A 21,060-nucleotide genomic window follows, 5' to 3' on the forward strand; every position below is an offset into this window, starting at 1 on the left:
AAACCATACCTCAAATAAAAATTTAAGCTTAAATTCAGTTTCTTGTCAACTTAATTCTAATATAACAACCTATTATGCTCAAAAATTAAAAATAATTCGTTCAGGAAATGGTAAACAACCCCAAATAAAATTATCAGATTTAAAAAAAATCAGATTGACGGATTGTCCAGAAACTAATAATTCTTTAGAGAAAATATATAATAAAATGCAAAAGAATTTGTTAGATTGTGAAAAAGCAGTAGATGCAATCGATAAAATACTTGCACAGTTTTATGGTATAAGTTCCGATGAACTAGAATATATAAAAGAAGAGATTAGCCGTTAAAATTGGCTAATCTCTTTCTTCTGATTCCTCATTACATTTTATTAATTCTGGCAACAACGAAACTAATATTTCTTTCTTTTTGGTGATACTAGTTTCTTGCCTTATATACGATTCTTGCATTTTTTGAATCAATAGTTTAATAAATTCTTCCCTAGTTCTGTATTCGGGTTCAGCAGAAATATTAACTTGCAATTGTGGTTTAGGATTTAACCTAAAACTATGATTTACATCTTTAAGTAAGTACGTTTTAACAAATTTTCCGTTATACTTCTCAAATTGTAGTCCTAGTTGAATTCCAACGTAGTAAACAATAATATAAACTAAATAAAAATTTCCATTTTTAATAAACGATATAATTTTTGAAGGAGTCCCTATATCTGGATTACTATCTACCGAAGATACTTTTATTGCTTTAAAATCAATCCAAATCTCCTCTTCTCGATTCATGTAGTTAAACTTACAACGAGCATCCCATGGATTTTTTGTTTTTCCTTGAGGTGACTGCTCAGCATCATGAATAAATCTAGATACTTTTTCATCATTTACTTTTTCTTTAAACTTACCTTCTAAAAAGTCACTAATTTCCGCACCCGCTCTTGCTCGTGCTGAGATCTCTAATTGTTTATTTTCATTAATAATTTCTAATACTATTCTTGTTAATTCCTCACATAGAAAAGTTTCATATTTTTTAAAATCCATATAATCCCTCTTTGTTTGCAATTATCTTTTTAAAGGCTTTGAAATACTGATTTCAAAGCCTTTTTATTGTAATATTTGTTATTCCCACTCAATGGTTGCTGGTGGTTTACTTGTAATATCGTACACGATACGGTTAATGTGATTTACTTCGTTCACGATGCGGCGGGAGATAGTATCCAATACATCGTAAGGGATACGAGCCCAATCGGCTGTCATGAAGTCAGTGGTGGTCACCCCACGCAATGCCAATGTGTAATCATAGGTACGGAAGTCACCCATAACACCTACTGTGCGTGTGCTTGTTAACACCGCGAAGTATTGGTTAATGGAACGATCTAAACCAGCTTTTGCAATTTCATCACGGAAAATGTAATCCGCATCACGCAATACGTCTAGTTTATCTTTTGTTACTTCACCCATGACACGAATCGCAAGACCTGGCCCTGGGAATGGCTGACGCCATACTAGGTAATCTGCCAAACCAAGTTCAGCACCTAATTGACGCACTTCATCTTTGAACAAATTGCGAAGTGGCTCGATTAAACCTTTAAAATCTACCACTGCAGGCAAACCACCTACGTTATGGTGAGATTTAATGACTTCTGCTTCGCCAGTACCAGATTCGATCACGTCTGGATAAATGGTACCTTGTGCTAAGTAATCAACGGAACCAATTTTACGACCTTCATCTTCGAAGACACGGATAAATTCTTCACCAATGGCTTTACGTTTTGCTTCTGGATCTTCTAAACCCGCTAATTTTGTCAAGAAACGTTCTTCTGCATCCACACGAATGAAATGCATACCAGAATCTTTGAAAGCGGCTTCTACTTCATCACCTTCGTTTTTACGCATCAAACCATGGTCTACGAAGATACAAGTCAATTGGTCGCCTACTGCTTTAGAGATTAACGCTGCTGCTACAGAGCTATCTACGCCACCAGACAATGCCAATAATACTTTACCATCACCTACAGTGTTGCGGATTTCTTCAATAGCTGTTTTTGCATAGTTTGCCATTGTCCATTGACCTGTGCATCCACATACTTCATACAAGAAGTTGTGCAACATTTCTTTGCCGTGTTCTGTATGCAACACTTCTGCATGGTATTGCATTGCATATAAACGACGGTCTTCGTTTTGCATGGCTGCTACAGGGCAATCTTTTGTATATGCTACAATTTTGAAGCCTTCTGGCACTTTCGCCACATAATCTACATGGCTCATCCATACGATTTCTTCTTCTGAAAGACCTTTAAATAGCGGTGAGGACACGTCGACTTGAGTTGGTGTTTTACCAAATTCACGTGTTTCTGCAGACGTTACATGACCGCCCAATGTATGCGCCATGAATTGCATACCATAACACATACCCAACACTGGAATGCCAAGTTCAAATACTTCCGCTTCCATTTTTGGAGCATTTTCTTCGTATACGCTAGCAGGACCACCTGTAAAGATGATACCTTTTGGCTGTAATTCTTTAATTTTATCTAATGCTTTATTGTACGGATATACCTCACAATACACATTATTTTCACGTACACGACGCGCGATCAGTTGGTTATATTGACCTCCAAAGTCAACGACAACAACCATCTCTTTTTGTTCCATTCTGTCCTCCCACAATCTTCTGTTTATAACTTCAATATATAAACACTATATATTAAATATTATACCCTATGCACTAAATTTTGACTAGAATCGGAAGTCACGTTCTCCCTCTTCCATTTGCGCAATATAAGCTTTGGATTTTTCTTTCACTAGATCATTTTTAATGGAGTCTAATTGCACGTCGATAACAGCCGCACCAACAGCTTTTGTTTCCTCATCTGCATAGTCTAGTAAATACTCTTTCAATGTCATCAACGCATTCGGTTGACAACAGTTAGAAATTTGTCCACTCTTAGCCAGTGCCATAAAGCGGTCACCTGTACGTCCTTCACGGTAGCAAGCCGTACAGAAACTTGGTACATATCCTAATTGCAATAACCATTCCACAATTTCATCCAAGGAACGGCGGTCACTCGTATCAAATTGAGCAGAATTTTCTTCTTCTGGTTCTTCTTCTACATAACCGCCCACAGACGTACGAGAGCCCCCAGAAATTTGCGAGATACCTAAGGCTAAACCACGCTCACGCATAGCTTGACTTTCTCGAGTAGACATAATCATACCTGCATACGGTGCAGACACACGAATCAAAGCTACGATTTTTTCAAAAATATCGTCTGGTACAGCATTACTGAAATCATCTACATCGATATCATCAGCTGGACAAATTCGAGGCACACTGATCGTATGCGGACCTACACCAAACTTCGCTTCTAAATGTTCTGCATGCATCAACAAGCCTACGAAGTCATATTTATAGTGTTCCAATCCATAAAGGACGCCAATGCCCACGTCATCAATACCTGCTTCCATAGCGCGATCCATAGCCGTTGTATGGTATGCATAATCGCTCTTAGGGCCTGTTGGATGAAGGGCTTCATAGTTTTCTTTATTATATGTTTCTTGGAACAATGTGTACGTACCAATACCTGCCTCATGTAATTTTCGATAATCTTCTACTTCACACGCCGCAATATTGACATTGACACGACGAATTTCTCCATTATCTTTTTTGATGGAGTAAATCGTATCAATACATTCCAAAATATATTCCAGTGGATTTTCCAATGGATGTTCGCCAGATTCAATAACAATCCGTTTATGTCCCATGGCTTCTAAGGCCATCACTTCTTCACGGACTTGATCTTGGTTTAATTTTTTGCGAGTAATGGTTTTATTTTTTGCATGGTATGGGCAGTAGACACAACCATTGATGCAATAGTTTGATAAATACAAAGGAGCAAATAATACAATACGATTGCCATAAATCGCTTGTTTAATCTCTTTTGCTAAAGCAAATAATTTTTCCTTATATTCTGGCAAAGGACATTCTAACAGTACCATCGCCTCACGGTGGTTTAATCCTACACGAGTTTTTGCCTTTTCCAATATGGCATCCAATAAAGGACGGTTTTCCTTATTTTCTTCTGCATATTGTAAAGTGGCTAGAATCTCTTCGTGATTAATAAATTCTTCCGCCTTGGAAGAGCGTACATCATACATAGTAAACTCCTTTTCTACTGACTTAGTAGATCTATGATAGCCTACATCTTTCTAGGCTTTGTCCTAACATAAGCGCTATACCGATTTTATTAGATATAGCCTTTCTTTTATTATACTCCACTTATGAATTGATGTATATAAAATTAGTGTACATTATGAAAGCAAATATTAATACTATGTATGCATAAACAGAAATATACATCTATTCATTTGTTCATTTTGAAAGTTTCCTGCCCCATGCAAACAAAAAAGGCCACCAGATATTACTATCTAGTGACCTTTTATATGTGTTATGATTAAGCTTCTACAGGGTATACAGAAACTTTACGGTTATAACGACCAGCACGTTCAAATGCTACACGGCCAGGAACCAATGCAAACAAAGTATCATCTTTGCCGATACCAACGTTAGCGCCTGGATGGAAATGTGTACCACGTTGACGAACTAGGATGTTACCACTTTTTACAGTAGAACCGTCATGGCATTTAACTCCAAGACGTTTGGACTCGGAATCACGACCATTTTTTGTACTGGAAGCACCTTTTTTAGATGCGAATAGTTGTAATTGGATATTGAATAACATGTAGTTCACCTCCTATTGTTCACTCACTCTAACAAAATCACTATATTGATCCGCCACATTCTTGATACCAAGAAGCATCGTTTCTAATATAGTTTGTCCTCTTTCAGTAACAGGTTCTGAAAGTAGGATATGTAACTCACCGTCTTCTATTTGGTACTCCATGGATTGCTTAGCCACCTCATGAAGACCTAAGATCGATGTCTGTGAAAGCATGGATATAGCGGCACATACAATATCTTCTCCGTAAGGACCTGCTTCAGCATGTCCTCGAAAATGACATTCTATGATTTGCCCTAATCGATTGCGTTTCACATCAATGTGAGTCATGATACTTACGCCTCGATTTTTTCGATGCGAACTTTAGTGAATGGTTGGCGATGGCCTTGACGACGACGATAGTTGGATTTCGCTTTGTATTTGAAAACCAAGATCTTTTTCGCTTTACCATGTTCAAGTACTGTACCAGTAACTTTTGCACCGTCCACAAGTGGTGTACCAACTTTAACATCACCGTCTTTAACTACAGTTACAACTTCGTCAAAAGAAACAGTTCCTTCAGCTGCTACATCCAATTTTTCAATAGTGATTACATCGCCTTCGGAAACGCGATATTGTTTACCACCAGTTTTAATAATTGCGTACATTATGACACCTCCTTGTATTCGTACTCGCTGAATGCGGTTATCTAGCCGAAGCCAAATATTATTGACCTCTTCATGCGGCTTGCAATAGTTGGGCGTACCCAAACTATGACTCAATTATTATACATGACAAGTACCGTTTATGTCAACGAAAGAAACCTAATTTTTTCTATCTCTATAGACTCAATACTTGCCGTTTTCACTACCTTTACCCACAATACCCTGGCTATAGTAATACACCTATGCCCTAGGGCGAGCGAATCGATAATAGCAAAGAAGTGCTGCCAAGGAACATATCACCATTGTGATCCCCATAGGAGTTGCCGTATGTGACCCTCCGATCCCCACGATAGGTGACACAACACCCGCAGACATCATGGAGAAAAACCCTAATAAGGCAGATGCACTACCTGCTAGGTGACCGTAATTTGCCATAGCCATAGAAAAACTAGCCGCCCCGAATAGAGACACTGTCCCTACGGTAAAGAATAAAATTGTGGTCACCACTAAGAATGGCATATTCAGTACCATAGCACCTAAGAACAAAGTGGAGCCTAGGAATAGCACAGTTAAACTGCCTTGTAATAATTGGTAATCCTTAATGACATTACTCAAACGAGAGCTAATTATACTGAACAAAATGATACCACAGCTGTTGATGCCAAATACATAACTAAATTGTTGCGCATCCAACCCAAAAATATTCTGATACACAAAGGATGATCCACTAATGTAACAAAAGAAGGCTCCAAAAGCAAAGCATTGAATACCACATTGCCCTAAAAAAGCTTTATCTTTTAGTAGCGTCTTATAGTTTTTGATGGCCTCTTGAATGCCCCCTGCTACACGCTGTTCTGTTGGTAAACTTTCACGGAATAGAATGGACCCCACGAGAAGAAGAATCGCAAAGCCTGCTAAAACGACGAAAATGAATCTCCACGTTTCATATGCCAAAATTTGTCCTCCCACTAATGGAGCGATAACAGGCGCCAAGCCATTGACCATCATCAATGATGCCAGCAACTTAATCAGAGCCGGTCCCGATGCATGGTCACGAGCGATAGCCTTAGAGATAACTACCCCAAAGGAACCCGTCACACCTTGCAAAAATCGACCTAACAAGAGTACTTCAATATTTGGTGCATAAGCGCAAACAATGGTAGCTACTACGCAAAGTAGGTTTCCCACAATGAGTGGTCTCTTGCGACCTAGCACATCGCTGATAGGTCCTGCAAAGAGTTGTCCCACTGCAATACCGATGGTCATAATGCCGATGGTCATTTGAATATTTGATGCCGATGTATCCAGTTCTCCAGGCATAATCGGCAAGGCTGGCAAATACATATCCGTCGCCAATGGCGTTACCGCTGTGAGCAATCCTAAGAATATAATTAAACACAATGAAACAGACTTACTTTCCTTCATGCTTTTCCTTTCTAACAATCTCCACATTGCGAAGCAACACTTTTTTTCCTCGCCAAGCCCATGCTTTGTGGCCGTACTTCGCTTTAAACTCCTTATTCGTCATTCCTTCTAATTCCTCCATCTCAATGTAGGATGTAACCTGTTGAAACTCTGGTATAGGCGTCATAGGAATATCTCGATTGTGAGGGCACACCTCCTGGCATACATCACACCCAAAAATGAGAGGTGTTTTACCAATAATTCGTTCTTCTTCCTCTGAAAGTTCCCCTTTACATTGGGTAAGATAACTTTTACAGGTTCGATAATCTAAATGATCTCCTTGTAAGGCCTTACCGGGGCAAGCACGCAAACAAGCACCACATTGCAGACAGCTCTGTGCAAGCGGTACAGAAGGAGACAATTCCAACGTCGTCATAATAGTCCCAATAACAGTATAGGAGCCCCACGTAGGGTTGATAAATGTTTGGTTCCACCCATAAAACCCTAAGCCTGCCAAGTATGCCATATACCGATCCGCTAAAGGTGACGTATCACAATGAATCTCGTATATTTCGTCAGGATAGCGCTCACGCAAAATATCCACCAGTCGTTCCAAATACTGTCGTACCACAACATGATAATCATCGCCCCAACAGTACCTAGCTAAATTCGTCACTCCTTCCCTAGGCATATAATAAGGAAACAAACAGACTATCGCGGACTTCGGTGAAGCAATAGTCGTGGACCCCTGCAATCGTTCTTCAATACTTCCATTCGTAAACGGACAAGGATAGGGCGTATCCAAATGTAACGACGCCTCCACCGGCAATGGCCAAGACGCCACCCCCACCGCAGGAATATTTAATTGTATCGCTAATTCTTCAAGTTCTAAATTTGTCATGCATTCATTATACTATACAATCCATAGGTTTTATATATAAACAGCCACTCATATATCATACCAATTACGAACAAAGACCATGCATTTGGGGAAACTTTATTTTAACTTATAGTTTTCTCTGGAAGTACTACCAAAAAACTCAAAACTAATCCCGCTCCCTAAGGAACGCAGTTAAGCGTAGCAGAACAAGAGACATTGTCATGGCCTATATACTATGCTATAATTAAAACAACAAAAGAAGAGCCATCGACGTCTGCTAGCGTTAGGCTCATCTCAAAAGTGAAAAATTGATTACGTCTAACGTGTAAGGTCTGGGAAACCTTATTCGTTAGGCGTTTTCATTAGCTATAAAAGCAACGAATAACTTCTACAATCAACATAGAAAATTGAATCAATAAAGATAACTTTTCATATGTAGTCATAGTATCACCTCCTCCCATAATAGGAAGAGATGAGCCTAACAACACGTCGTTGACTCTTCCTATTTATTATACTGCAAAATCACACAAAATGTTAATGTTTTATCAATACTACACATACTCCATGAGGAACGCAGTTAAGCGTAGCAGCCTTGTGGCGTCCCTTACTACCTAAATCACACAAACACAAGAAGACCGTAACATGTTCCTGAACAAACCTAACCACTGTATCAGTTTGAGAAGGAGTATGTTGCGGTCTTCTCTTTGCAATATTTAGTATAGATCGCCACAGGCTACATAGCAGAATAAGTGACGACCTACAGGCTGCATAGATTAGCAAGTGACGTGTTGACGTAAACCCCTAAAAGTTTTATCCTATAACATATTACTAATTACTTTTATCATTCAATACAGGAGGAACAATATGTCTATAGAACTACGAAAAGTTGCCATTATCGGCACTGGTCATGTGGGCTCCCACGTGGCATTTTCCCTTGCTACACAAGGTGAGGTGGACCAATTATACATGGTAGACATCGACAAAGACAAAGCTATTGCTCAAGCCACTGATATTAATGATGCGGTAAGTTACTTACCACATCGTGTAGAAGCTATCCCTTGCGAACCTGAAGATATCGGAGACTGCGATATTCTCGTTATTTCTGCAGGCCCTCTACCATCCCCAGAACAAGATCGACTAGATACACTAGGGTCCACCGTAGAAGTATTGCGTGAATTCCTTCCTCGTGTGAAAGCCTCGGGATTCAACGGTTTCATCGTGAGCATTTCCAACCCAGCTGACGTAGTAGCGGCCTATGTACAAGAATATCTAAACTACCCAAAACACAAAATCATCTCTTCTGGCACATCCTTAGACTCTGCTCGTTTGCAACGATTAGTAGCTGAACAAATCCACGTACATCGTCGCTCTTTATCTTGCTATGCTATGGGTGAGCACGGTGGTAGCGCTATGGTCCCTTGGTCTCACGTTACTGTATCTGGCAAACCGTTGAAAGAACTTCAACAAGAGCTTCCTCACCACTTCCCAACCTTTGATGAAAATGCCCTAGTAGAACAAATGAAATACGGTGGCTACCTCGTCCTCATTGGAAAAGGATCCACAGAGTTTGGTATCGCTGCATCCGTTACAGAAATCATCCGCGCTTACTTCCACGATGAACAAAAAGTATTACCTCTATCTTGTAAACTAGAAGGCGAATACGGCGAGCACAATGTCTTCGCCTCCGTCCCTGCCATCATCGGCAAAAACGGCATCGAAGAAATCTTGGAGCTGCACCTAACCTCAGACGAACAAAAAGCCTTCCACAACTCTTGCGAACGCATTCGGGAATATATTAAACTAGCACACACACTATAATTCCCTGAGGAACGCAGTCATGCGTAGTAGCCCTGTGGCGATCCTTTATGAATACTATATTATAAACCTAAAAGACCGCAATATACCTTCGAAGAAACATTATGAAATACCGTTTCTGAGGAGTATACCGTGCTCTTCCACATCCCCCACCCCTGAGCAAGGCCATTATGCGTAACAGCCTTTATGGCGCTCCTTATTAACTAAATTACACAAACACAAGAAGAGCACGGTGTGCTCCGAACAAACATTATGAAATGCCGTTTGTGAGGAGTATACCGTGCTCTTCCCTTTCGCTAATAAGATAGAAACGTCATAGGCTGTATAGCAGAACTATTTTGCGAACCATTTGGAGTAAATTTTTTGATATGTTCCATCTTCACGCATTGCTTTCAAAGCTTCATTAACTTTATCACGTAATGCTGTGTTAGATTTATTGAACCCTAATACGAATGGAGGTGCATCTGTGCCTTCTCCTACCAATTTAAGATCTTTGTCTGCACCTTGTTTCAAGTAATACATAGCCACTGCTTGGTCAATGATAGCACCATCAATCGTACCTGCTTGTAATGCCATGAAGATATTGCTATTAGAATCCATTTCTTTTACATCTGTACCAGGGATTGCTTTTGCCATTTCCACAGGTACTGTACCAATTTGAACCCCTACACGTTTATTAGTAAGGTCGTCCATTTTTTTGATATCCGTATTATCTTTACGAACAATAGTGATGAAACCGCCTTCTTTGAAGTATGGCTCAGAGAATGCTAATGCTTTTTCACGTTCTGGAGTTGCATTAATACCAGCTGCAATCATATCAATATTGCCAGATTGTGTAGCAGGAATCAACGCATCGAATCCCATGCTGACAAACTCTAATTTTAAGCCTAACCGTTTGGCTACTTCTTCACTTAAATCTACATCAAAACCAATATATTTATTAGTATTTTCTTCTGCAAATTCAAATGGAGGGAATGTGGTTTCAGAACCAACTTTCAACACCCCTGCTGTTTGTGTTAACTGCGCTTCTTTTTTATCACTACCACAACCAGCTAGCAAACCTACACTAAGAACAGCTGTACATAGGATAAGACCTAGTTTTTTCATGCTAATCATAATTACCTCCCAGAATATATTCACTACTTATGATTATTTATACATAAATTATACCACACAATTATTAAATAGCAAGTATTTTTTATAAAGTTTCTCTTTATAAGTATATCACTATTTTTATTTTACTCTACAAAAGATATTTACTATAATACCATCAAATACATCAAAGGGAAGTTGAACAAAACATATCAACTTCCCCCTAGGTTCATTATTTTAATACGTAAGACTATAACAGCATAATTATTTCACAATTAGTTACAATCCCTACCTACAATACTAACTACTATTACTTAATATTAGGCATTATAAAAAGTCTTTAATTTTATCTCGTTTCCCACGATTTCGCAGTTTTGTTAAAGCTTTTCCTTCAATTTGACGAATCCGTTCCCGTGTCACATTAAAGAATTGACCAACTTCTTCCAATGTGCGTGGCTTGCCATCTTTTAAACCAAAGCGTAATTCTAACACTTGTTGTTCTCGATCTGTTAAGCAACTAAATACTTCAACAATTTGTTCTCGCAACAAAATAAAGCTAGCCGCATCATCTGGAGCTACCGCATCTTTATCTTCTAAGAAATCTCCTAAATGGGAATCTTCTTCTTCCCCAATTGGCGTTTCTAAAGAGACTGGCTCTTGAGAAATTTTTTGAATTTCTCGAACACGCTCCACTGTAATTCCCATGCCTTCAGCAATTTCTTCTGGACTTGGTTCACGGCCTAAATCTTGTAATAATTGACGCTGAATACGTACCAATTTATTAATCGTTTCTACCATATGTACTGGAATACGAATGGTTCTAGCTTGGTCAGCAATCGCCCTTGTAATGGCTTGACGAATCCACCATGTGGCATAGGTAGAAAATTTATATCCCTTTGTATAGTCAAATTTATCTACTGCTTTAATAAGCCCCAAATTGCCTTCTTGAATTAAATCCAAGAACAACATACCACGGCCTACATAACGTTTTGCAATACTTACCACAAGACGCAAGTTAGCATCAATCAATTTCTGTTTCGCGCTACTACCTAAACGAACTTCTTTATAGGTAGCTCCTTCTTGATTACCTGCCTCAATTTGTTGTGCCAAAATGATTTCTTCATCACCAGATAGCAATGGAACACGTCCAATTTCTTTCAAATACATACGCACTGGATCATCAATATTCATCCCCTCAGGAATAGATAAATCAAGATTAATCTCTTTTTCTTCATCATCTTCTTCCGTAGCAATATCGATGTCACTAGTTAAATGTTCCACATCCACATCTACATCAACTTCGACTTCTATATCCTTATCTAATAATTCATCATGTAGATGCAAGTCACTTTCAGAAGCATGCTCATCATCAGGAATGACTTCAATATTTAAATTATTAAATATTGCATACATACTATCAAGCTGCTCTGCTGTTACTTCCATTTGCTCTGAAAGTGCATCAGAAATTTTCTTAGCTGTAATGACGCCTTCTCGTTTCGCATCTTCTAATAAAACCGCGATAATTTCTTGCACTTGCGATTCTTTTTTCTTCTTTGCCACTGTGCTCTTCCTTTCACTACATCAAGACCACTGTTTAATTAATTCTTGTAAATCCTGACACATTCGTAACTCTTCTATAAATCTAGGATCATTAGCTCTACTTAATTGGTCTGCCAATCGACTATGTTCCTTATATTGATTGCGAAGGGATTTTAATCGCACACTTCGAATTAAACTGTGCAATAATTCCTCATTCATTTCACGGTCAATTAAGACCGACCATTTGCCAAACATGTGCCAAGATTCTGCATCTAAAGCTCCTTCTAAAAGGATGTCCGACAATGTTTCACCTCTAGTTACCAAATCGCCAATTTTTTCATAATAGGCGCGATACATAGGATGCGATATGTCTTCTACTCCTATATATTGGGTCACTAAGGTATAAATATTATTATCTTTACCAACCCAGTACAGCAATTCTTCTTCATCTGTAAAATGTTCCTTAGGCACATTAAGTTCCTGCTGTTTTAATTCTATATTTCCTTGTCGAAGAAACTGTCTAAAGTAAGTAATGATAGTACTCACATCTAACCACAAAGGTAATGCCATAGCTTTTAAATATTCATCACGGCGCACTTGGCTTTCATGGCCTGCAATAAAAGGGAACATATCTCCCAAAACAGAACGCTTTCCTTCTACCGAATTAGTATCGTGACGACGTAAGCTTTCATTTAATAAAAACTCAAAATCTCTTGGCGATGTATCCACCAATTCTTGCCATGCTTCAGGACCGTGATTTTTGATAAAATCATCTGGATCCTTTCCATCAGGCATAGATACTACCTTAACAGAAAATTCTGTATTTTGCAATAATTCGATAGCACGCTTAGCCGCTGTACGACCAGCTCCGTCCATATCATAGGCAAGAACAACTTCCTCTGCTTGACGCATTAATAACCTACCATGGTCTTTCGTATAGGCCGTACCCAACGATGCCACTACATTCGTAATGCCTACATTATGACAACTCAGTACATCCATATATCCCTCTACAAGGACTGCTTGTTTCTTTTCACGAATGCTACGGTAGGATTGATAAAAGGCAAATAATAAATGTCCTTTATTAAATATTTCCGTTTCTGGGGAGTTCAAATATTTCGGATTACTGTCATCAAGAACACGACCACCGAAGCCTAACACACGCCCCTTTCCATCCATGATAGGAAACATCACACGTTTTCTAAAATAATCGTATATCTTACCTTGCTCATTTTTACGGCATAGCCCTAACTCTAATAACAAATTAGGGTCCACTCCACGTCCAATAAAGGCACTGTATAACTTATCCCATCCATCTGGAGCAAAACCTAAGCGAAACTTTGTTATCGTCTCCATGGATAGACCTCGTTTTAGTAAATAGTCTAAACCCTGTTTTCCTAACTCTGTTTTTACTAAACAATTATGAAAGAAATTTGTAGCTAGTTCATTCACTTCATACATAGATTCCATACGGGCCATACGTTTTCGTTCTGCTGATGATACGGTCCGTTCTGGCAAAGCAATGTTAGCACGATTAGCTAATCTTTCTATCGCTTCTGGAAAAGTTAAATTATCATATTTCATTAAAAAACTGATAACATTCCCCGATTCTCGACAACCAAAACAATAAAAAAAGCCCTTTTCAGGGGTCACACTAAAAGAAGGTGTCTTTTCATTATGAAATGGACAACAACCCCAATAGTTTTTCCCTTTCTTCTTTAATGGAATATGCTCAGAAATGACAGATACAATGTCATTGGCATCTTTGACTTGTTCAATTATATCATCATCGAAAAACTTGCTCATGTCATTCTCCTAAGCTATGTACTACAGTGTATTTACTAAAAAGTATAAATTATATATACGTTCTCTATCTATACTATTCTACACAAATAAAAAAACTCCTACTTACAGATACTTTCTTTTTCTTCACACTATATATGCAATTCATATATAGTGTGAAAAAAAAGAAGTTAGAGCAGCCAAAGGCTGCTCCAACCACTTATGTAGACTATTTTTTCGCGTAATCTACGACTCGTGTTTCACGAATAACCACAACTTTAATTTGTCCTGGATATTCTAATTCATTTTCGATTCGTTTAATGATGTCACGTACCAACAAGTTCGCTTCCACATCATCCACTTTATCTGGTTTTACCATAACGCGAATCTCTCGACCTGCTTGGATAGCAAAGCATTTTTCAACGCCTTCAAAAGATTCAGCGATTTCTTCCAACTTAGATAATCGTTTTAAATAATTTTCTAATGTTTCGCGTCTAGCTCCTGGTCGTGCTGCAGAAATAGCATCTGCTGCCGCTACCAATACAGCCTCTACAGATTTAAACTCTTCATCACCATGATGAGCGCCAATACAATTTTGCACCAATGCGCTTTCATGATATTTTTTAGCAAGATCTACGCCAATTTCCACGTGAGATCCTTCAATTTCATGTGTTAAGGCTTTGCCTAAATCATGTAATAAACCGCCTCGTTTAGCCAGTACTACATCGCAGCCTAATTCCGCTGCCATCATACCTGCTAAATGAGATACTTCTACAGAATGTTTTAGTACATTCTGTCCATAACTAGTACGATATTTTAGTCTACCTAAAATACGAATCACTTCTGGATGTAAGCCATGTACATCTGCTTCAAAAGTAGCTTGCTCGCCCGCTTCTTTTATAGTTGTTTCCACCTCACGGCGTGCTTTTTCAACCATTTCCTCGATACGAGCTGGATGGATACGTCCATCTACAATGAGTTTTTCTAAAGCAATTCGTGCTACTTCGCGACGAATTGGATCAAATCCGGATAAAATAACTGCTTCTGGTGTATCATCAATAATTAAGTCAATACCCGTCAACGTTTCTAAAGCACGAATATTACGGCCTTCACGACCGATAATACGGCCTTTCATCTCATCATTTGGCAATGTCACCACAGACACTGTAGATTCTGCTACATGGTCAGCTGCACATCGTTGAATGGCCATAGAAATAATTTCTCTGGCATTCTTTTCCGCCTCTTCTTTTGCTTGTTGCTCAAGATCTTTAAGCATCACAGCAGTGTCGTGACGAATCTCTTGTTCTACTTTTGTCAATAAAATTTGTTTTGCTTCATCAAAGGTTAAGCTAGAAATTCGTTCTAACTCTTCCATTTGTTGTTGATGCAATACCTCGATTTTTTCTTCCGCTTTTTCTAGATTGCGTTCCTTGTGGTGCAAGGACTCCTCTTTGCGTTCAATACTGTCTAGTTTTTTGTCTAATTGCTCTTCTTTTTGTAAAATCCGTCGTTCAAGACGTTGTAATTCATTACGTCTATCCCGATTTTCTTTATCTACATCAGCACGCAATTTATGAATTTCTTCTTTTGCTTCCAGTAACGCTTCTTTTTTCTTAGACTCCGCTAAGCGCTCGCCATCAGCAACAATACGTGCAGCTTCTGTTTCCGCTTTATTTAGCTTACCTTCTGCAATATTGCGACGCAATAAATAGCCTACTCCAAGACCAATTAATACCATGACTACGGCAATAATGCTGTATTCTAAAATCGTGTTCACCTCCCACTTGCATAAAAAAAGGAGAAGTCGATACATCCGCTTCCCCGGTTTCTCGCCCATTTTGCTTTTAAATTTTATTTTGCTTATTATTAAGGCTATTTTAATTTTAGTTCATACACCGTGGAATGTCAAGACAAAGCCCCTACTCTAAGTAGGGGCCCCATTCATAACAGATAGATTGAATTGTACTCACAGCGAATCCACGATTCTTCAAAAAATAAATTATTTTTTTCTTACTAAACTTATCTTCTTCTCCCTCTTCGATGCCTGCTAACCGCTCCTCATCGGATATGTGAAATCGTTGCTCTAATAGTTTTACCGCTACCGACCATTCATCATAGTCATCTAATACATGGGATACAGTAAGACCTCGTTCGCGCATTTTTTCACGAATGTAATAGGTACTATGCTTTTCTGCCTCCATATAGGCACGCAATGCTTCTTCCGACAATTCGTCATCGTCTAAGTACGATAAGGATAGAAGTTTTTCTTCTACATCGTGTATTAGCTCACTAGGCACAGACCGTTGAGACAATTTACGCCGTAGCTCTAAGGTACTTAAAGACCGTGGCCCTAATAAGCGTAAAGCTTGCTCCATAGCTGATGCAAATGTCCACTCCTCTTCTTTCGATGTACGAAATGCCATTATTCCATATCCACAGTTTCAGTAGTTGCTACTTCATCCACTTCTTCATCATGACCAAGTACATTCAATGGTTCTGCTGCTAATGTATCACGAATGATAGCATCAATTTCTTGAGCAATTTGAGGGTTTTCTTTCAAGAATACTTTGGCCGCTTCTTTACCTTGACCCATACGCTCTCCATTATAGGAATACCAAGCACCAGACTTTTTGATCACTTCAATATTCGCACCGATGTCAATTAAGGTACCTTCATAAGAAACACCTTCTCCAAACATCAAATCAAATTCTGCCACTTTGAATGGAGGAGCCACTTTATTTTTCACAACTTTTACTTTTGTACGGTTACCGACATGTTCTTTAGCAGAAGTCAACGCTTCCCCTTTGCGTACATCTAAACGAATAGTAGAGTAGAATTTTAAAGCACGGCCACCTGTAGTTGTTTCTGGGTTACCAAACATAACGCCCACTTTTTCACGCAATTGGTTAATAAAGATAATAACCGTTCTAGTTTTACTGATGGAGCTTGTTAATTTACGTAATGCTTTACTCATCAAACGCGCATGTACCCCAACGTGAGCATCTGTCATTTCACCATCAATCTCTACTTTAGGTGTTAAGGCCGCTACGGAGTCCACAACGATTAAGTCTACTGCCCCAGAGCGAACCAAAGCCTCTGTAATTTCTAAGCCTTGTTCACCATTATCTGGTTGGGAAATCAACAAGCTATTGATGTCTACGCCTAATTTTTTCGCATATACAGGGTCTAAGGCATGTTCTGCATCGATGAAGGCAACAACGCCACCATTACGTTGTGCTTCTGCTGCTGCATGTAAAGCCACCGTAGTTTTACCAGAAGATTCTGGTCCATAAATTTCAATAATACGGCCCCGTGGGAATCCACCTACACCAACTGCCAAATCCAAGGCCAATACGCCTGTAGAAATGACTTCAATGTTCATTTTATCTGCCGCTTCGCCCATGCGCATGATCGCGCCTTGACCAAAGTCTTTTTCAATTTGTTTTAAAGCCCCTTCTAAAGCTCTCATACGATCTTCTTGAGATCCGCTTTTCATATCAATTGCTGCTTCTTTTGCTTTATCCTTTGCCATTGTTCTACCTTTCTATTAATTCTTTATATACATATTGAATCGCTCGTTCCGCTACACTCTTACGGATACTAGTACGATCCCCTATAAATATCTCTTTATATACAGTTATTCCTCGTGGTGTACCTATACCAATATATACAAGACCTACTGGTTTTTCTTGACTGCCACCACCTGGACCTGCTATCCCTGTGGTCGCAATGGCATAGTCTGTACGTAATACACGAAATACACCTTCAACCATTTCCTTAGCCGTTTCTTCACTGACAGCACCATATGTTGCCAATGTCTCTGATGATACACCTAATACTTGTTCTTTCACCGCATTTGCATAGGAAATAATACCACCCTGATAATATCCACTGCTACCACCTAAGTCAGTCAACATTTTTCCTACTAGGCCGCCTGTACAAGATTCAGCAGTTCCTATGGTAACGCCTGTTGTTAGAGCCACCTTGAGAAAGTCTTCCAACACCGATGTATCTAAACTACGGATATCTTCCAAGCGTTCTAATAGGATAGACCTCCATGGGCCTAATTTCTCCTGACAGTCTACTTTTGATTCGCCTTTTGCAGTTAAGCGAATTTCAATGTATCCTGGTTTGATCAATAATGCTATAGTTGGATTCTGCTGATTCTGAATCAAGTCTTGCAATAGAGTCTCTAGTTGCATTTCACGATATCCATACACAGCATACCGTTCAGAATAAATCATCCCTTGCTGTCCAAAACGTTGCTCTAAAAAGGGGCTCACACTGTCTATAAAAGTTCCTTGTAATTCTGATGGAGGACCTGGTAACAATACATATACCGTATCATCCTGTTCCACTACTACTGCTGGTGCCACCCCTACTGGATTATGTAGTACTTTTGCCCCTTCTGGCAAATACCGATCTCGGTCAGATTCGTAAGGTTTCACCCGTCCTTGTTTCTCATAAAAAGAATCTACCTCACGACCTGCTTCTTCGTGAAATACCAAAGGTAATCCTAGCGCATCTGCCAAGGATTTTCGAGTTATATCTCCTTGGGTAGCACCTAAGCCTCCAGAACTGATCACAATATCTGCTCGCTCCCCTGCTCGTTGAAATACCTCTTTCATACGCTCAGGATTATCCCCCACCGTCGTTTGATATGACACAGAATAGCCTCGATTGTTCAGTTCTTCGCTGAGCCATTTCACATTTGTATTGACAATATGTCCTAGTAATAATTCTGATCCTGTAGAGATTAATTCTACGATCATGCTATCACCATCCTATATAGTTTCTACTACCACGTCATAAGCGAAACCTTGTGATACTTTTACAGTCACAATATCGCCTTCAGAAAGTCCTGTTACATCTTCTACATACATGTTACCATCTACATCTGGAGCCTGCATTTGCAAACGTCCACGAGCCAAAAATTTTCCCGGCTCTACTTCATCGATAGCTTCAATTAGGCCTTGATGAATCGTTCCCTCTAGATCACGATTATGTTCCTCTGAAACTTGTGCTTGAATAGCCATTAATGTATGGTATCGTTCTTCTTTCACTTCTTCAGGAATTTGGTCATCCATCAGACCTGCTGGTGTGCCATCCTCTTGAGAGTACGTAAATACACCCATGTGATCAAATCGAATATCTTTGACAAAATCTGCCAATTCTTGGAATTGTTCTTCTGTTTCTCCAGGGAAGCCTACAATAAGGGATGTGCGCAATGTAATATGCTCGCTGCGATTGCGGATTTTATGCAACAAGGCTACAATATTTTCTCGCGTATCCTTACGGTTCATACGTTGTAACACAGTATTATTAATATGTTGTAGCGGCATATCGATATACTTGCACACCTTTGGTTCTGTCATGATTGTTTCTAGCAATTCATCAGAGAAGTGTTTTGGATACAAGTACAACATGCGAATCCATTCGATACCTTCAATCTTCGCCAATCGTTTCAATAACTCTGAAAGCAGCGGTGTACCATTGTTCAAATCTGCGCCATAGTAGGTAGTATCTTGGGCAATTAATACTACTTCTTTCACACCTGCTTCTGCAAGCTGTTGTACTTCTCGTTCAATAGACTCCATAGATCGACTGCGATAGGCCCCACGTACTTTTGGAATGATACAGAATGTACATCCATTATTACATCCTTCAGAAATTTTTACATATGCACTATAGTCTGGTGTCGTCATCATCCGTGGCATGCCTTCATCATACATATTTGTCATACTATCCATGATACAAATACGTTGACCTTGTTGAATGGCCTCCACAGCCTCCATGATACGATTCCAAGATCCTGTTCCAATGAGGGCATCAATTTCTGGAATTTCAGTAAACAATTCTTCTTGGTATTGCTGACTTAAACAGCCCGCTACGATAAGACCTTTACAGTCTCCATATTGTTTATATTGACCAGCCTCTAATATAGTATTGATAGATTCTTCTTTTGCTTTCTCGATAAATGTGCATGTGTTAATAATAATAATTTCTGCTTTTTCTAACTCTTCTGTGATTTCATAGCCATTATCTTGTAAAGCTCCTAGCATCACCTCTGTATCCACCAAATTCTTGGCGCAACCTAAACTAATATAACCTAACAACTTACTCATGGTGTATCCTTTCTAAAACGCACTTGTCGTATCCATTCTTGTAATATCTTATCTTGCTCTTCTTTCACAATCCCTGCATTCCATAACACAAGATGATTGCCCTGTCGGTCTTTATGAGATTCCACCGTTTCTCTGGTTGGCAAATAATACCTATCCCCCTCTTTCAATACAGCTTGTACCCGTTCTGAAAGTAACCAACTCACAAACGCTTCACTTTCACCAACATTACTGGATCCTTTTAGAATCCCTACGCCCATCAAATCATAAGGAGTACCTTCCCTAGGATATAAAATCGTCAAAGGATATTTATGAATCTCATATAATTTGGCATCCGAATAATGTCCTACGCTGACCTGTACATCTCCAATAGCAGCCATGCGCACTGAAGATGGCAAGGCTTTTGCATACTGCACAATACGCGGTCGCAAACTATCAAAATAGGAGATGGCACCATCTAGTCCATAGATAGCACCAAAACTATTCAATAAAGTAGTGGCCGATGCATCGGCTACAAAATCAGTGACCGCTATACGCCATGGGCCCGTATAAGCTAAGGAAAACCAAGTGTTTACATATTTTCCCTGACTACTATAGAAGGTATCGTGTAAGGCTAAGACATAAGGATCATACCATATCCCTACCCATTGCTCATCCGGACCGTGGAATACTGTATCTACCGAATACGTTAAAGTAATTGGCAATCTACGAAAGGCTCCATGCTCAACCCCTTCACTGAGATTGGATTTTGTAGAAATCACAAGATCCCCTTGTTGCTCTGCTTCTGGCAAAGCTAACCGTGTACCCATTTGATTCTGCGGTATGGGAATAACATGTACTCTTACTTGTGCCTCTCTTTCATAGGCCTGTCCTATAGCCGCCATGACTTCAGGGTCCCCATCTGTATAGATAGTAATTTCTGCTCTTGTAGAAATCACACGTTGATCCACTTGATCTTGTTTCATATCATTAAGCCACAAGCCTACACTAAACATACCTACTACTACTAGTACATACACCATGAGCAATCGTAACCGTTTCATAGATTCACCTCCTTTAC

General features: G+C 39.3%; 20 protein-coding genes. 2 read left to right on the plus strand and 18 right to left on the minus strand.

Annotated features, from left to right (window positions below):
* Positions 1-325 (plus strand): hypothetical protein (locus tag EO114_RS07870; RefSeq protein ID WP_164723783.1); only part of this gene is annotated, 325 nt, incomplete at its 5' end.
* Between the two features lie 6 nt (positions 326-331).
* Here the strand turns inward: EO114_RS07870 and EO114_RS06005 are convergent.
* The 9 genes from EO114_RS06005 to EO114_RS08070 all read right to left on the minus strand — a co-directional run bounded on the left by EO114_RS06005 (position 332) and on the right by EO114_RS08070 (position 8,111).
* Entirely contained in the window at positions 332-1,024 is a 693-nt protein-coding gene (locus tag EO114_RS06005) for a hypothetical protein (RefSeq protein WP_127062084.1), read from the minus strand.
* Between the two features lie 78 nt (positions 1,025-1,102).
* Positions 1,103-2,638 (minus strand): glutamine-hydrolyzing GMP synthase, encoded by a 1,536-nt coding sequence (guaA, locus tag EO114_RS06010; RefSeq protein ID WP_127062086.1) that lies wholly within the window; start codon positions 2,636-2,638, stop codon positions 1,103-1,105.
* A gap of 84 nt (positions 2,639-2,722) precedes the next feature.
* Entirely contained in the window at positions 2,723-4,141 is a 1,419-nt protein-coding gene (gene hydG / locus EO114_RS06015; RefSeq protein ID WP_062401249.1) for a [FeFe] hydrogenase H-cluster radical SAM maturase HydG, read from the minus strand.
* 296 nt (positions 4,142-4,437) lie between these two features.
* Positions 4,438-4,725, minus strand: a complete 288-nt coding sequence (gene rpmA / locus EO114_RS06020; RefSeq protein ID WP_009353004.1) for a 50S ribosomal protein L27 — start codon at positions 4,723-4,725, stop codon at positions 4,438-4,440.
* A 12-nt stretch (positions 4,726-4,737) separates the two neighbouring features.
* A complete protein-coding gene (locus EO114_RS06025) occupies positions 4,738-5,052 on the minus strand; it encodes a ribosomal-processing cysteine protease Prp (protein WP_062401250.1) in 315 nt (104 codons plus the stop codon).
* Between the two features lie 5 nt (positions 5,053-5,057).
* The gene (gene rplU, locus EO114_RS06030) at positions 5,058-5,369 is read right to left on the minus strand and encodes a 50S ribosomal protein L21 (RefSeq protein ID WP_009352881.1); all 312 of its coding nucleotides are present in this window, start codon (positions 5,367-5,369) and stop codon (positions 5,058-5,060) included.
* A 237-nt stretch (positions 5,370-5,606) separates the two neighbouring features.
* A complete protein-coding gene (locus tag EO114_RS06035) occupies positions 5,607-6,791 on the minus strand; it encodes a multidrug effflux MFS transporter (RefSeq protein WP_127062089.1) in 1,185 nt (394 codons plus the stop codon).
* On the minus strand, positions 6,778-7,671 hold the full coding sequence (locus EO114_RS06040; RefSeq protein ID WP_127062091.1) for an epoxyqueuosine reductase: 894 nt from the start codon (positions 7,669-7,671) through the stop codon (positions 6,778-6,780). The genes EO114_RS06035 and EO114_RS06040 overlap by 14 nt, the downstream gene beginning before the upstream one ends.
* 341 nt (positions 7,672-8,012) lie before the next feature.
* On the minus strand, positions 8,013-8,111 hold the full coding sequence (locus tag EO114_RS08070) for a putative holin-like toxin (RefSeq protein ID WP_370447307.1): 99 nt from the start codon (positions 8,109-8,111) through the stop codon (positions 8,013-8,015).
* 409 nt (positions 8,112-8,520) lie between these two features.
* Between EO114_RS08070 and EO114_RS06045 the strand changes: the two genes are divergently transcribed.
* Positions 8,521-9,468 (plus strand): L-lactate dehydrogenase, encoded by a 948-nt coding sequence (locus tag EO114_RS06045; RefSeq protein WP_127062182.1) that lies wholly within the window; start codon positions 8,521-8,523, stop codon positions 9,466-9,468.
* 330 nt (positions 9,469-9,798) lie between these two features.
* Here the strand turns inward: EO114_RS06045 and EO114_RS06050 are convergent, their stop codons facing one another.
* The 9 genes from EO114_RS06050 to EO114_RS06090 form a co-directional block, all read right to left on the minus strand.
* The gene (locus EO114_RS06050; RefSeq protein ID WP_009352866.1) at positions 9,799-10,581 is read right to left on the minus strand and encodes a basic amino acid ABC transporter substrate-binding protein; all 783 of its coding nucleotides are present in this window, start codon (positions 10,579-10,581) and stop codon (positions 9,799-9,801) included.
* Between the two features lie 303 nt (positions 10,582-10,884).
* A complete protein-coding gene (gene rpoD / locus EO114_RS06055; RefSeq protein WP_009352990.1) occupies positions 10,885-12,117 on the minus strand; it encodes an RNA polymerase sigma factor RpoD in 1,233 nt (410 codons plus the stop codon).
* Between the two features lie 21 nt (positions 12,118-12,138).
* Entirely contained in the window at positions 12,139-13,902 is a 1,764-nt protein-coding gene (gene dnaG, locus EO114_RS06060; RefSeq protein WP_009352888.1) for a DNA primase, read from the minus strand.
* Between the two features lie 205 nt (positions 13,903-14,107).
* Positions 14,108-15,691 (minus strand): ribonuclease Y, encoded by a 1,584-nt coding sequence (gene rny / locus EO114_RS06065; RefSeq protein WP_369813333.1) that lies wholly within the window; start codon positions 15,689-15,691, stop codon positions 14,108-14,110.
* 106 nt (positions 15,692-15,797) lie between these two features.
* Positions 15,798-16,301 carry a regulatory protein RecX gene (locus EO114_RS06070; RefSeq protein WP_127062094.1) on the minus strand — a complete coding sequence of 168 codons (504 nt, stop codon included), beginning with the start codon at positions 16,299-16,301 and terminating at the stop codon, positions 15,798-15,800.
* Positions 16,301-17,410: a DNA recombination/repair protein RecA gene (gene recA, locus EO114_RS06075; protein ID WP_369813334.1), complete on the minus strand. Its 1,110-nt coding sequence runs from the start codon at positions 17,408-17,410 to the stop codon at positions 16,301-16,303. The genes EO114_RS06070 and recA overlap by 1 nt, the downstream gene beginning before the upstream one ends.
* A gap of 4 nt (positions 17,411-17,414) precedes the next feature.
* Entirely contained in the window at positions 17,415-18,650 is a 1,236-nt protein-coding gene (locus EO114_RS06080; protein WP_127062096.1) for a competence/damage-inducible protein A, read from the minus strand.
* A 12-nt stretch (positions 18,651-18,662) separates the two neighbouring features.
* Positions 18,663-20,003 carry a 30S ribosomal protein S12 methylthiotransferase RimO gene (gene rimO / locus EO114_RS06085; protein ID WP_009352872.1) on the minus strand — a complete coding sequence of 447 codons (1,341 nt, stop codon included), beginning with the start codon at positions 20,001-20,003 and terminating at the stop codon, positions 18,663-18,665.
* Positions 20,000-21,043, minus strand: coding sequence for an ABC transporter substrate-binding protein (locus EO114_RS06090; protein ID WP_127062098.1), 1,044 nt, complete (start codon positions 21,041-21,043; stop codon positions 20,000-20,002). The genes rimO and EO114_RS06090 overlap by 4 nt, the downstream gene beginning before the upstream one ends.
* Positions 21,044-21,060 lie beyond the last annotated feature (17 nt).

It is taken from the genome of Veillonella sp. 3627 (genome assembly GCF_003992195.1).
Classification (GTDB): domain Bacteria; phylum Bacillota; class Negativicutes; order Veillonellales; family Veillonellaceae; genus F0422.